This window comes from Marinitenerispora sediminis, from assembly GCF_003336425.1.
Lineage (GTDB): Bacteria > Actinomycetota > Actinomycetes > Streptosporangiales > Streptosporangiaceae > Marinitenerispora > Marinitenerispora sediminis.
Window position 1 is genome coordinate 17,210 of the sequence record NZ_QEIO01000024.1, and the last position, 12,651, is coordinate 29,860.

The window sequence follows — 12,651 nt, forward strand, 5'->3', positions numbered from 1 at the left end:
GGAGTCCGGCGGCGAGGCGGTGACGCGCGGCACGTGCCCGGCCATCCGACCAGGGTTCTTATCGGCTTGCCGCTGGCCGGTCCGGCCGGATAGAAAGCTCGGATGCTGACAGGAACCAAGGTCGGGCTCAGGGCACGGCACGAGGACGACATCCCGATCCTGCGGGCCGAGCTCTACGACGACGTGGTCACCTCCTCGCGGGCCGAAGGCGGGCCGTGGCGGCCGATCACGCCCGGCTCGAAGGACCCGCGCCTCGTGGTGGACGACGAGGAGGAGGGGCGCGTCCCGTTCTCCGTGGTGGAGCTGGAGGGCGGCACGCTGGTCGGGACCGCGGTGTTGTGGGGGATCGACAACCACAACCGGTCGGCGCACATCGGGGTGGGAGTGCGGCCGTCCTGCCGCGGCAGAGGCTACGGCACCGACGTGGTCGCGGTGCTGTGCCACTACGGGTTCGTCGTGCGCGGCCTGCGGCGGTTGCAGGTCGAGACGCTGGCGGACAACGCCGCGATGCTGCGCTCCGCCGAGCGCAACGGCTTCGTCCGTGAGGGCGTGCTGCGCTCCTCCGCCTGGGTGATGGGCGAGTTCATGGACGAGGTGCTGCTCGGGCTCCTGGCCCAGGACTGGAAGCCGGATCCGCGGGGCTAGGCCGCCGCCCGGCGGCCCAAGGCCGCCATGGCGAACGCCCCGGCAGCCGGGCCGCTCCCGCCGGTCCGAGAACCGGTCGTTCCCCTGACACCGCCCCCGGCCCCCCGCGGGCGGCCGGACCGGCCCCCGGGGCGCCGGAGAAACCGGTTGCCCGGGGCGGCGGGATACGGGATCCTGCCGCCGTGCTCGACACCCGACTCCACGACAAGGTCGTCCTCGTCACCGGCGCCGGCGGCGGGATCGGCGCGGCCATCGCGCGGGCCTTCCACGCCCAGGGGGCGCGGGTGGCCGTGCACCACCTGCCCGCCGACCCTCCGGCATCGGGAGGCGCCGTGTGGGAGCACCGCACGCCGGCCCCCGCGGCCGTCGAGGAGCTGGTGGCGGAACTGGCCGGCGCCGCGGCCGTGGCCGCCGACCTCTCCGCGCCGGACGCGGCGCCCCGGCTGTTCGACGACGTCGAACGCCTCCTCGGGCCGGTCGACGTGCTGGTGAACAACGCCGCGCACTGCGAGACCCCGGACGGCGTCGACGCGCTCACCGCCGAGAACCTGGGGCGCCACTACCGGGTCAACGCGATCGCGCCCGCGCTGCTCACCAGCGAGCTCGCCTGCCGCGCGCGCGGCGGCGCGCCCCCGTGCGCCGTGAACATCTCCACCGACGCCGCCCGCGCCTTCCCGGGCCAGATCGGCTACGGCACCTCCAAGGCCGCGCTGGAGGCGTTCACCCGGGCGGCGGCGCTGGACCTGGGCGCGTCGGGGATCCGGGTGAACGCCGTCGCGCCCGGCCCGGTGCAGACGGGGTGGATGGACGCCGACACGGCTGCGTACGCGCGCTCCGTCGTCCCGCTCGGCCGAGTGGGTGAGCCCGAGGACATCGCCGACGCCGTGGTCTTCCTGGCCTCGCACCAGGCGCGCTGGATCACCGGCCAGGTGCTGCAGGTGGCCGGCGGCCACGCACTGTGAGGCGGCGCGACCGCCGCGCGCTCAACCACGGGAGGGCGGAGCGGCCAGCGACCCGGTCAGGGTGACCTCCGTGGGCAGGATCCGGCTGGCCGGCCGCGGGCTGGACCCCCCGCCGTCGACCATGGCCCGCAGCGCGTCCGCCGCCCGCAGGCCCAGTTCGACGGCGGGGACCCGCAGGGCGCTGATCGGCTGACCCGGCAGGTCGGCGAACGCCATGTCGTCGGCCGCGGCCACGCTGATATCCGCCGGCACCCGGACCCCCCTCCTGCCGAACTCGAACAGCAGGCCGAGCAGCAGCAGACTGTTGTACGCGAGCACCGCGCCGCACCCGGAGGCGAGGACCTCGCCGGCCGCAGCCGCGCCCTCGGCGAAGGCCGGCCGGACCGGCCCGAACACGTGCAGCCGCAGGCCGCGCCGGGCAGCGCGGTCCCGCAACTCCGCCCGGCGGCGGCGGTCCATCCAGGAGCCGGGCGGTCCGGCGAGGTAGCCGACGTCGGTGTGCCCGAGCTCCTCAAGCCGGTCGAAGATGCGCGCCAGCCCGCCCGGAGTGTCGGCCGTGAACGAGGTGACTCCGGGGACGCGGCGGTTGACCACCACCACCGGGGCGCGGCGCCGGGCCGCCGCCAGCTCGGCCGCCGTGCTCACCGGCGAGAGCAGGGCGAAGCCGTCGACCTGGCCGGCGAGGTCGCGCAGCGCCGCCGCCTCCCGGTCCTGGCGGCCGTCGGTGACGGTGATCACCAGCCGCGCGTCGCGCCGCTCGGCCGCCTGCTGCGCGCCCGAGATGACGCCGCCGTAGAAGGGATTGTGCAGGTCGGGGACGACCATGGCCAGGTAGCCGGTGCGGCCGGTGGTCAGGGCCCGCGCGGCCGGGTTGGCGCGGAAGCCGAGCTCCGCGGCGGCGGCGCGCACCCGCTCCAGTGTGCGGGGGGCCACCATGTCCGGCCGGCTCATCGCCCGGGACACCGTGGAGGCCGACACTCCGGCGGCCCGCGCCACATCCTCCAGACCGGCCACCGGGCCTCCCTCTTAACAACGTGTTTACGGTGCGGCTTGTCGTTATGTCCGATTCAAGGCTACGGTGTTGCAAGCGCTTGCAGAACCGCCGCACTCGTTGCCGCTGTTCAGCCCGCGCGTTCGGCCTCCCGTGCGCACTACGGGGAGTGACGCGTCCCGTTGCACCACGGGAGGTCGTGCCTCCCGTTGCACCACGGGAGGTCCTACTTCCCGTTGCACCACGGGAGGTGTTCCCTGTCCCCGCGTCGGCCCCTCGGCTGCCGGCCCCTCGGAGGTGGCATTGTTCCGGCGTAGCGCCATGGTCGCGCTGCTCGTCCCCGGTCTGGCGGTGCTCGCCTTCGGTTTCCTCTACCCGGTGGCAGCGACGCTCGCCGCTCCCCCGGACGGCGACCCCGCCACGGTCGCCCGGGAGACCGCGGCGCTGCTCAGCGACCCCTACCTGCTCCCCGTGATCGCCCGGACGATCCGGGTCGCGGTCGTGACCACCGCGGCCTGCCTGCTGCTCGGCTTCCCGGTGGCCTACCTCATCTCCCGCGCTCCCGCCCGCTGGGCGGGCCGGCTCCTCGCGCTGGCGATCTTCCCCCTGATGCTCAACACCGTGGTGCGGACCTACGGCTGGCTGGTGCTGCTCGGCAGCAACGGCCTCATCAGCGATGTGTCGGCCGCGCTCGGGCTGGGCCGCCCCCAGCTGCTCTACACCGAGACCGCGATCAACCTCGGCCTGGTCCAGCTCTTCCTGCCGATCATGATCCTGTCCTGCTACAGCAGCCTCTCCCAGCAGGACCCGCGCCTGGAGGAGGCCGCGCGCGGTCTCGGCGCCTCGCCCGGCCGGGCCTTCCGCCAGGTGGTGCTGCCGCTCGCCATGCCCGGCGCCCTGGTCGGCTGCACGCTGGTGTTCGCCGGCGCGGTGACGGCGTTCACCACGCCGCAGCTGCTGGGCGGCGCGCGGGAGCGGATCCTCTCCACCCTGCTGTACAGCCGGGTGAACGTCAGTCTGGACTGGCCGGCGGCCAGCGCGGTGGCGCTGGTCATGACGGTGCTGGTGCTCGCGGTGAGCGTGCTGTCCGGCCGGCTGACCCCGAAGGGAAGCGCCCAGTGATCCGCCGCCCGTTCCTCACGCTGCTCGCCGCGGTCGCGTTCACGATCATGCTCGGCCCGGTGGTCATCCTCCTCGGGGTCGCCTTCACGGCCGGGAGCACGCTGACCTTCCCGCCGGAGGGCCTGTCGCTGCGCTGGTTCGGCGCGGCCCTCGCCTACCAGCCGTTCCTGGACTCCTTCCGCACCAGCGTCGTCGTGGCGCTGACGTCGACACTGTTCGCGCTCGCGCTGGGCATCCCCGCGGCGGTCGCGCTGCACCGCGGCTCGCTCCCGGGCCGCCGGGTGCTGGAGAACCTGTTCCTCAGCCCGGTCATCGTGCCCGAGCTGGTCCTCGGCCTCGCGCTGTTCCAGCAGATCATGGTGGGACTGCACAGCACCGCGACCGCCGCGCTGGTCCTGGGGCACACGGTGCTGCTGCTCCCCTACGCGGTGCGGGTCGCCGGCGCGTCGCTCGCGCTGGCCGACCCCCGGCTGGAGGAGGCCGCGCGCGGCCTCGGCGCCGGACCGGTGCGCACCTTCTTCTCGGTGACGCTGCCCGTGATGCGGCCGGGCATCCTGTCCGCCGCGATCCTGGCGTTCGTCACCTCGCTGAACAACGTGCCGCTGTCCCTGCTGCTCACCGGCCCCGGCGTGGCGACGCTGCCGGTCGAGATGCTCAACTACGTGCAGTCCTCGTTCGACCCCGTCGTCGCGGCGGTCAGCGTGCTGCTGCTGGCCGGCAGCGTCGCGGTCGCCCTGGTGACCGAGCGGCTCGTCGGTTTCACGAAGGTCTTCGGCCGGTGACGGCCTCGACAACCACTGTGGAGACGTGCAATGGCTAACACAGCCGAGACAGCCGCCGCGCCCGGGACCCCCGTGGTCCGGCTCGACGGGGTGAGCCGCGAGTACGGGAAGGCCTCCGGGGCGTTCGCGGCGGTGAGCGACCTCAGCCTCGACGTGCCGCGCGGCTCGTTCACCACCCTGCTCGGCCCAAGCGGCTGCGGCAAGACCACGACGCTGCGGATGATCGCCGGCTTCGTCCGGCCCACCAGCGGCCGGATCCTGCTGGAGGGGGCCGACGCCACGAGCACCCCGCCGGAGAAGCGCAACATCGGCATGGTGTTCCAGTCCTACGCGCTGTTCCCGCACATGACCCTGCGGGACAACGTCGCCTTCGGCCTGCGGACCCGCCGGATCGCCAAGCCCGAGGTGCTCCGGCGGGCGGGCGAGGCGCTGGAGCTGGTGGGGCTCTCCCACCTCGCCGACCGGCGGCCGGCCCAGCTCTCGGGCGGCCAGCAGCAGCGGGTCGCCCTGGCCCGCGCGGTCGCCGTCCGCCCCTCCGTGTTGCTGCTGGACGAGCCGCTGTCCAACCTCGACGCCCGGCTGCGGGTGCAGATGCGCCAGGAGCTGCTGCGGGTGCAGCGCGAGACCGGCCTCACCGCCGTCCTGGTCACCCACGACCAGGACGAGGCGCTGGAGCTCTCCGACCACCTGGTCATCATGAACGGCGGCCGGCTGGAGCAGCAGGGCGCGCCGCGCGAGGTGTTCCCCGCGCCGGCCAACCGCTTCGTGGCGGAGTTCCTCGGCTACCAGAACTTCCTCACCGTGCCCGGCCACGGCCCGGTGACGGTCCGCCCTGAGCACACGCGGCTGCTCGCCGACGGCGAGGCCGCCGGCGGCGACGGCGTGCTGCTGGACGCCCAGGTGCGCGGGGTCACCTACCAGGGCAGCCACTGCCTGGTCGAGGTGGCGGCCGCGAGCGGGGACGGGGAGGCGACACTGCACTGCCTGCACCCGGGCGATGACGTGCGCCCCGGCGCGCGGGTCCGGATCGCGCTGCCGCACCGCCACCTGGTGGCGCTCGCCGGCGGGGCCGGGACGGAGGACCGCTGATGCGCGCCGCCCCCATTCCCGCGCTGGCCGCCGTCTGCACGCTGGTGGTCGCCGCCGGCGCGTGCGCGCCCGTCCGCGAGAACGACACCGACACCCTCGTGGTCAGCACGTTCTCCTTCGCCACCGAGGAGTTCGAGCGGGTCGTCGCCGAGCCGTTCGAGGAGCGGACCGGGATCCGCGTCGTCCTGGACACCGGCAACAACGCCACCCGGCTGACCAAGCTGCGGATCAACCGCGAGCACCCCGACACCGACGTCGTGCTGATCTCGGACTACTTCGCCGCGATCGGCGAGGACATGGGGCTGTTCGAGCAGGTGGACCCGGCCGCCGTGCCGAACCTGGCCGAGATCCAGCCGTGGGCCGTGGACCCCGACGGCTACGGCCCGGCCTACACCTACCAGCTGCTCGGGCTGATGTACCGCACGGACCTGGTCGAGGAGCCGCCGACCTCGTGGGACGCGCTGTGGGACCCCGAGCACCCCGGCGGGTTCGCCCTCCCCGACATCTCGGTCTCGGCCGGCCCCCTGATGGTGCTGGCCGCCGGGGAGGCCTACGGCTCCGGCCCCACCGACGCCGAGACCGGCTTCGAGCGGCTGGCCGAGATCGGGCCGGACGCGCTGCAGTTCTACAGCCGCAGCACCGAGGTCTCCAGCCTGCTGGAGCGGGGCGAGATCGCCATGGCACCCAGCCTGGACAACTTCGCCACGGAGTCGGTCGCCGCAGGCCAGCCGATCGGCTTCGCCGTCCCCGAGCGCGGCCGGCTGATGACCGCCAACACCGCGCGGATCGTCGCCGGCGCGCCGAACCGGGCCGGCGCGGAGGCGTTCATCGACTTCCTGCTGGAGCCCGAGGTGCAGTCCCAGATGGCCGAGGCCTTCTTCGACAAGCCGGTGCATCCCGACGCCGAGGTGCCCGACCTGATGACCCAGGTGTCCGGCGACGCCGCGGTCGACCCGGCCGGCAACGGCTACCGCCAGGGCGACCTCGACCTCATCGCCGGTGAGCGCTCCGCCTGGCTGGACCGCTACGTCGAGGAGGTCGAGCGATGAGCCGCCCGCGGCGCCGGCCCGTCATCATCGACTGCGACCCCGGGGTGGACGACGCGATCGCCCTGCTGCTCGCGTTCGCCTCCCCCGAACTGGACGTGCGCGGCGTGACCACGGTCGCGGGCAACGTCAGTCTGGAGCAGGCCACCCGCAACGCCGGCCACGTGCTCGACCTGGTGGGCGCCCCGGCGGCTCTGCCCCTGGTCGCCGGCCTGGCCGGGCCGGTCAGCGGCGCGGTCCGGATCCCGGACGAGCCCATGCACGGGGTGGGCGGGCTCGGCGGGCTCCCGGTGCCGGACGGACCGCGCCGTCCGACGGCCGGGAACGCCGTCGACTGGCTGGCCGAGCGCGCCCTCGCCGAGCCGGGCGTGCTCACGCTGCTGGCGATCGGCCCGCTGTCCAACGTCGCGGCGCTGCTCGACCGCCACCCGCAGGCCGGCCCGGCGCTGCGCGAGATCGTCGTCATGGGCGGCGCCGCGCACGCCCAGGGCAACGTCACGCCGGCCGCCGAGTTCAACTTCCACGCCGATCCCGAGGCGGCGCACCGCGTCCTGACCTCGGGAGCGGCCGTGCGGGTGGTCGGACTGGACGTCACCCGCGCCGCGCTCTTCCCCGGCGCGGCCGCCGAGCGGCTGGCCGCGCTGCCGGGCGCCGCCGGGGTCGCCGGAGCGCTGCTGTGCGGCTTCGTCGCCCGCTACCAGGAGCGCTACGGCGTCGCCGCGGTTCCCGTACACGACGCGCTGGCGGTCGCCGCGGTCACCCACCCCGGGCTGCTCGGCTGGGAGGCCGGAGAGGCCGGCGTCGAGTGCGCCGGCGAGCTCACCCGCGGCGCGCTGGTCGCCGACCTCCGCCGGCCGGAGCGGTCCCGCGACGTGGAGATCGCGCTGCGGGTGGACGCCGACGCCTTCACCGCCCTGCTCACCGAGCGGCTGGCCGGCTACGCCGGACGCTGAGACCCGCCGAACCACCGCCCCGGCGCCCCGCGCCGGCCGACCCGTCTGCCGAGGAACGAACCTGATGCCGCTACCGGAGACCGTGGACCTGCTGATCACGGGCGGCGACGTGCTGTCCGTCCAGACCGGCGAGGTCTGGCCGGCCGACGTCGCGGTCGTCGGCGACCGCGTCCGCGCGGTCCTGCCGCCGGGGACCCGCCTGCCCGCCGCCGAGGTGCTCGACGCCCGAGGGCTCGTCGTCGCCCCCGGCTACGTCGACGCGCACATGCACATCGAGAGCTCGCTGCTGGCGCCGCGCGAGTTCGCCCGCGTCACGCTGCCGCGCGGCACGACCACCGTGCTCGCCGACGCGCACGAGATCGTCAACGTCGCGGGACGCGAGGCCCAGGCGTGGATGATCCAGGAGGGCCGGGCCACCGCGCAGACCATGCGCTGGGCCGTCCCCTCGTGCGTGCCGGCCCTGGACGGCTTCGAGACCGCTGGGGCGCGGCTGGACGCCGACGACATCGACGAGATGCTGGGCTGGGAGGACGTCACCACGCTCGGCGAGGTCATGGACTACCGCGCCGTGGTGGACGGCGACCCCCGGATGCACGCGATCGTCGCGGCGGCCCGCCGGCACGGCGTCCGCCTGGACGGGCACTGCCCCAACCTGTCCGGCGCCGACCTGGGCGAGTACCTGTGGGCCGGCATCGACTCCGACCACTGCAAGAACACGCCCGAGGTCGCGGTGGAGAAGGCCCGGCTCGGGATGCTGCTCATGCTGCAGGAGAAGTGCCTGACACCCGAGGTGGTCGACGCGCTGCTCGGGCTGCCGCACCTGCCGGACCTGTGCCTGGTGACCGACGACGTCGCGGCCGACGCCATCCTGGAGCGCGGCCACCTCGACCACGTCGGCGGCGTGGCGCTGCGCCGGGGGCTGCCACCGGTCGCGGTGCTGCGCGCCCTCACCCTGCACCCCGCCCGCCGGCTGGGGCTGCACGACCGGGGCGTCGTCAGTCCGGGCAAGCGCGCCGACCTGGTGCTGCTGCGCTCGCTCACCGAGCTCACACCCGCGGTGGTCGTCGCCGGTGGCCGGATCGCGGGCCGCGACGGCCGGCCGCTGTCCGGCGCGTCGGTACCGGACGCGGCCGCGCCGCAGGAGGTGCCGTTCTCGGGAACGGTGCGGCTGGCCGAGCTGGGCGCCGGCTCGGCCGACTGGCGGGTGGACCTGCCCGACGGCGAGCACGTGTTCCGCGCGCTGCGGGTGAACGAGGTGGACACCTACACCGAGCCCGCCGAGGTGCGGCTGCCGGTGCGGGGCGGGCTGGTCGACTGGGAGGGCCGGACCGCGGTGGTCGCGGTGTTCGAGCGGCACACCGGCTCGGGCCGGATGAACGTCGCCCCGGTGGTCGGGCACGAGCTCGGCGCCGGCGCGTTCGCCACCACCTACGCCCATGACAGCCACAACCTGACGGTGATCGCGACCAGCGGCGCGGCGCTGCGCGCGGCGGCGAACTCCGTCATCGCGGCCGGGGGCGGGATGAGCGTGGTGCGCGACGGCGCCGACGCGGTCACGCTGCCGCTGCCGATCGGCGGGGTGATGTCGCCGGCACCGGCCGACGAGGTCGCCGCGGTCTCCGGGCGGGTGCGCGACGCGCTGCTGGCGTGGGGCTGGCGCAACCGCAACGTGTTCATGAGCGTCTCGACGCTGACGCTTCCGGTCTCGCCGCAGGTCAAGATCACCGACCGGGGGCTGGTCCGGGTGGTCGACCGCGCGTGGGAGGCCCGGACGGTGCGCTGACCGTCCGGGCCGCGCAGGCCCGCCGCCCCGGACCGGTACGGGGCGGCGGGAGCGGGGTCAGCCGGTGGCGCTCTCCACGTCGGCCATGAACCGCTCGGCCGCCTCGTCGGGCGACAGCCGGCCGAACAGCACGTCCTCGTTGACCCGCTTGATCAGGTCGACCACCTCGCCGGCCCCGATCGGCGGCACCGGCAGCGCGTCGTCGATCTCCGCCGAGATCTCGTCGATGAACTCGGCGCCCACCGCGTCGCCCTGCTCCAGGTCGCCGCGGATCTGCTCGCGCAGTTCGAGGTTGGCCGGCAGCCCCCGGTCGGCCAGGATGATCTCGGCCGCCTGCGGGTCGTTGAGCAGGAAGTCGACGAACATCGCCGCCTCGCGCGGGTGCTCCGAGCGTGCGGAGACGGAGTAGTACATCGCCGGCTTGAGGTACAGCCCGGTGGGGCCCTCCTCGTCGGCGCGCGGGTAGCGCAGCATCTGCAGCTCCCGCCCGGAGGTGTTGGTGAGGATACCGAGGTGGTTGCTCCACGAGTGGTACATGGCGCCGGCGTTGGTGGCGATCAGCGACCGGTCCACCCCGCCCGACTCGGTCTCGACGCTGCGGGCCGCGTCGGGCTCGGCGCCGCTCTCCTGGAGCTCCAGCGACAGCTCCCACCAGTCGGCCAGCGTCTCCTGGGAGAAGCCGAGGCCGCCGTCGGCGGTGTAGAGCGCCTCCCCGCGCTGGCGGGCGAAGATGTTGAAGCCGGCCTCGTTGAAGCCGTAGTTCTGCGCGCCGTAGACGCCGTCGGGGGTGTTCTCGGAGATCTCGGCCGCGATCTCCGCGTAGTCGTCCCAGGTCCACGTGGTGTCGTCCGGCATCTCCACGCCGGCCTGGTCGAAGATCTCCGGGTCGGCGATGATCCCGTAGGCGTTGACTCCGGTGGCCACCCCGTACAGCTCGCCGTCCACCTCGCCGCCGCCGAGCGCGAGCTCGTCGATGGTGGACAGGTCCAGCACGTCCTCGAACTCGTGCAGGTCGGCGAGCGCGCCGCGGTCGCCGTACTCCCGCAGGTAGCGCTCCTCGTGCTGGATGATGTCGGGTGCGTCGTTGGCCGCGACGTTGGTCGCCAGCCGGTCCCAGTACGAGGACCAGTCGGCGTACTCGCCCTCGACGGTGATGCCGGGGTTCTCGGCCTCGAACCGCTCGATGACCTCCTGGGTCTCGGCGTGCCGCTCGTCGGCCCCCCACCAGGAGAAGCGCAGCGTCACCTCGCCGTCGTCGGCACCGCCGCCGCACCCGGTGGCGACCAGGGCGACGGCGCAGCAGCCGGCCAGTGCGGCCAGCGTGGTGCGGCGGCGCCGCGTCGGGCGTTGCGCCCGTCGGTCCTCGCGCACGGTGTGGCTCCCTTCGTCATTTGATGCCGGTGGTCGCGATGCCCCGCAGGAGGTAGCGCTGACCGGCGAGGAAGAATCCGAAGATCGGTCCCAGTGCCACGATCGACATGGCGAACAGCGGTCCCCACGAGGTCTGGCTGGTGGAGTCCACGAACGTCCGCAGTGCGACCGGGACGGTGTACATGTCGGGATCGGTCAGGAAGATCAACTGGCTGAAGAAGTCGTTCCAGGTCCAGATGAAGGTGAAGATCGCGGTGGTGGCCAGCGCCGGCATGGACAGCGGCATGATGATCCGCAGGAAGATGCCGGCGTGCCCGCACCCGTCGATGCGCGCCGCGTTGTCCAGGTCCCGGGGCAGGCCGCGGATGAACTGCACCATCAGGAAGATGAAGAACGCGTCGGTCGCGAGCAGCTTCGGCACGATCAACGGCAGGTAGGTGTTGATCCAGTCCAGCTGCGCGAACAGGATGTACTGCGGGACGATCACGACGTGGATGGGCAGCATGAGCGTCGCGAGGGTGATCGCGAAGAACAGCTTGCGGCCCCGGAACTCCAGGCGGGCGAACGCGTAGGCCGCCATGGAGCAGGAGACCAGGTTGCCGATGATGGACCCGGCCACGACGATCGCGGAGTTGAGCAGGTACCGGTGGAAGGGCTGGGCGAGCGAGGTCCAGCCCTCGGTGTAGTTCTCCGGCGCCCAGGTCGTGGGCCACAGCCCGGGGTCGCGGAAGATCTCGGAGGTCGGTTTGAAGGAGCTGGCCAGCATCCACAGCAGCGGATAGAGCATGACCAGGCCGAATGAGATGAGCGCCAGGTGGGTCAGCAGCCGCCGGGGGCCGCCGCGCAGCCCGCGCCTCCCCCGGGCCGTGCGCGGAGCCGGCGCCGGGCGGTCGGGCGCGGTCGGCGGCGCCGAAGTCTCAGTCGTCATAGAAAACCCAGTACTTGGAGGCGATGAAGTGGATGGCGGTGAACCCGGCGATGATGACGAGCAGCAGCCAGGCCATCGCCGAGGCGTAGCCCATGTCGAACGACCCGAAGCCCTGGTCGTACAGGTAGAGCGTGTAGAAGAGCGTGGAGTCCGAGGGGCCGCCGGTCCCGCCGCTGACGACGAACGCCTGCGTGAAGCTCTGGAAGGCGTTGATGATCTGCAGCACCAGGTTGAAGAAGACGATGGGGCTGAGCAGCGGCACGGTGATCCGGAAGAACCGGCGGATCGGGCCGGCGCCGTCGACGGCGGCCGCCTCGTAGTACATCGTCGGGATCTGGCGCAGGCCGGCGAGGAAGATGACCATGGGGGCGCCGAAGGTCCACACGTTGAGCACGACGAGGGTCCCGAGCGCGTAGTCGGGATGCGAGACCCATCCCTCACCGGTGATCCCGAAGAGGCCGAGCAGCGAGTTGACCAGGCCCTCCGCACCGAACACCTGGCGCCACAGGATCGCGATGGCCACGCTTCCGCCGAGCAGCGACGGCAGGTAGTAGACCGACCGGTAGAGCGCGAGTCCGCGCACCCCCCGGTCGAGCACGATCGCCAGGAGCAGGGCGAGCGCGAGCTGGAGCGGCACCGAGACGAACACGTAGAAGAACGTGACCCCCAGCGAGCTGCGCAGGCGCTCGTCCTCCAGCATGCGCCGGTAGTTGTCCAGACCGACCCACTCCGGTTCGGAGAGGAGGCTGTAGTCGGTGAACGAGAAGTACAGCGAGGCGACCATCGGCCCGATCGTGATGACGACCAGGCCGAGGAACCAGGGCGCGAGGAAAAGGTAGGCGGCCCTCTCGTCCCCGCGGGCCGGCCGCCGGCGGCGCGGAGCGGGGGTGGGCCGGGGCGGCTCGCCGTCGGAGGCGGCGGTCGTGGGCGCCGAGTCGAGGCTGACCATCAGGCGGCGCCGGCGGGGACGGCGGGAGCC

12 protein-coding genes are annotated in these 12,651 nt (G+C 73.6%); 8 read left to right on the plus strand and 4 right to left on the minus strand.

Annotated features, from left to right (window positions below):
- The first annotated feature begins 102 nt into the window (after nucleotides 1-102).
- Nucleotides 103-645 (plus strand): GNAT family N-acetyltransferase, encoded by a 543-nt coding sequence (locus DEF28_RS06920; protein WP_114397089.1) that lies wholly within the window; start codon nucleotides 103-105, stop codon nucleotides 643-645.
- 182 nt (nucleotides 646-827) lie between these two features.
- On the plus strand, nucleotides 828-1,607 hold the full coding sequence (locus DEF28_RS06925) for an SDR family NAD(P)-dependent oxidoreductase (protein ID WP_114397088.1): 780 nt from the start codon (nucleotides 828-830) through the stop codon (nucleotides 1,605-1,607).
- A gap of 21 nt (nucleotides 1,608-1,628) precedes the next feature.
- On the opposite strand, the gene DEF28_RS06930 is transcribed toward DEF28_RS06925, so the two are convergent.
- Entirely contained in the window at nucleotides 1,629-2,621 is a 993-nt protein-coding gene (locus tag DEF28_RS06930) for a LacI family DNA-binding transcriptional regulator (protein WP_114397087.1), read from the minus strand.
- Between the two features lie 274 nt (nucleotides 2,622-2,895).
- Between DEF28_RS06930 and DEF28_RS06935 the strand changes: the two genes are divergently transcribed.
- The 6 genes from DEF28_RS06935 to DEF28_RS06960 all read left to right on the plus strand — a co-directional run bounded on the left by DEF28_RS06935 (nucleotide 2,896) and on the right by DEF28_RS06960 (nucleotide 9,373).
- Complete coding sequence (locus DEF28_RS06935; RefSeq protein ID WP_374058086.1) at nucleotides 2,896-3,720, plus strand: ABC transporter permease; 825 nt, start codon at nucleotides 2,896-2,898, stop codon at nucleotides 3,718-3,720.
- Nucleotides 3,717-4,502: an ABC transporter permease gene (locus DEF28_RS06940; protein WP_233515139.1), complete on the plus strand. Its 786-nt coding sequence runs from the start codon at nucleotides 3,717-3,719 to the stop codon at nucleotides 4,500-4,502. Before DEF28_RS06935 ends, DEF28_RS06940 begins: the two co-directional genes overlap by 4 nt.
- Before the next feature lie 30 nt (nucleotides 4,503-4,532).
- Nucleotides 4,533-5,591: an ABC transporter ATP-binding protein gene (locus DEF28_RS06945; protein WP_114397085.1), complete on the plus strand. Its 1,059-nt coding sequence runs from the start codon at nucleotides 4,533-4,535 to the stop codon at nucleotides 5,589-5,591.
- Entirely contained in the window at nucleotides 5,591-6,640 is a 1,050-nt protein-coding gene (locus tag DEF28_RS06950) for an ABC transporter substrate-binding protein (RefSeq protein ID WP_114397084.1), read from the plus strand. Before DEF28_RS06945 ends, DEF28_RS06950 begins: the two co-directional genes overlap by 1 nt.
- Entirely contained in the window at nucleotides 6,637-7,590 is a 954-nt protein-coding gene (locus tag DEF28_RS06955; RefSeq protein ID WP_114397083.1) for a nucleoside hydrolase, read from the plus strand. Before DEF28_RS06950 ends, DEF28_RS06955 begins: the two co-directional genes overlap by 4 nt.
- A 64-nt stretch (nucleotides 7,591-7,654) precedes the next feature.
- The gene (locus DEF28_RS06960) at nucleotides 7,655-9,373 is read left to right on the plus strand and encodes an adenine deaminase C-terminal domain-containing protein (protein ID WP_114397082.1); all 1,719 of its coding nucleotides are present in this window, start codon (nucleotides 7,655-7,657) and stop codon (nucleotides 9,371-9,373) included.
- Nucleotides 9,374-9,430: 57 nt separating this feature from the next.
- Here the strand turns inward: DEF28_RS06960 and DEF28_RS06965 are convergent, their stop codons facing one another.
- The 3 genes from DEF28_RS06965 to DEF28_RS06975 are packed head-to-tail and all read right to left on the minus strand — an operon-like array spanning nucleotide 9,431 to nucleotide 12,621.
- Complete coding sequence (locus tag DEF28_RS06965) at nucleotides 9,431-10,744, minus strand: ABC transporter substrate-binding protein (RefSeq protein ID WP_114397081.1); 1,314 nt, start codon at nucleotides 10,742-10,744, stop codon at nucleotides 9,431-9,433.
- A 16-nt stretch (nucleotides 10,745-10,760) separates the two neighbouring features.
- Complete coding sequence (locus tag DEF28_RS06970) at nucleotides 10,761-11,672, minus strand: carbohydrate ABC transporter permease (protein WP_114397080.1); 912 nt, start codon at nucleotides 11,670-11,672, stop codon at nucleotides 10,761-10,763.
- Nucleotides 11,662-12,621, minus strand: a complete 960-nt coding sequence (locus DEF28_RS06975) for a carbohydrate ABC transporter permease (protein WP_114397079.1) — start codon at nucleotides 12,619-12,621, stop codon at nucleotides 11,662-11,664. The genes DEF28_RS06970 and DEF28_RS06975 overlap by 11 nt, the downstream gene beginning before the upstream one ends.
- Nucleotides 12,622-12,651: the final 30 nt, after the last annotated feature.

Excerpts from the sequence above, each read along its gene's own strand:
- DEF28_RS06960 (WP_114397082.1), top strand. The coding sequence starts at position 7,655 with ATGCCGCTACCGGAGACCGTGGACCTGCTGATCACGGGCGGCGACGTG.
- DEF28_RS06955 (WP_114397083.1), top strand. The coding sequence starts at position 6,637 with ATGAGCCGCCCGCGGCGCCGGCCCGTCATCATCGACTGCGACCCCGGG.
- DEF28_RS06920 (WP_114397089.1), top strand. The coding sequence starts at position 103 with ATGCTGACAGGAACCAAGGTCGGGCTCAGGGCACGGCACGAGGACGAC.
- DEF28_RS06975 (WP_114397079.1), bottom strand. The coding sequence starts at position 12,621 with ATGGTCAGCCTCGACTCGGCGCCCACGACCGCCGCCTCCGACGGCGAG.
- DEF28_RS06945 (WP_114397085.1), top strand. The coding sequence starts at position 4,533 with ATGGCTAACACAGCCGAGACAGCCGCCGCGCCCGGGACCCCCGTGGTC.
- DEF28_RS06970 (WP_114397080.1), bottom strand. The coding sequence starts at position 11,672 with ATGACGACTGAGACTTCGGCGCCGCCGACCGCGCCCGACCGCCCGGCG.
- DEF28_RS06950 (WP_114397084.1), top strand. The coding sequence starts at position 5,591 with ATGCGCGCCGCCCCCATTCCCGCGCTGGCCGCCGTCTGCACGCTGGTG.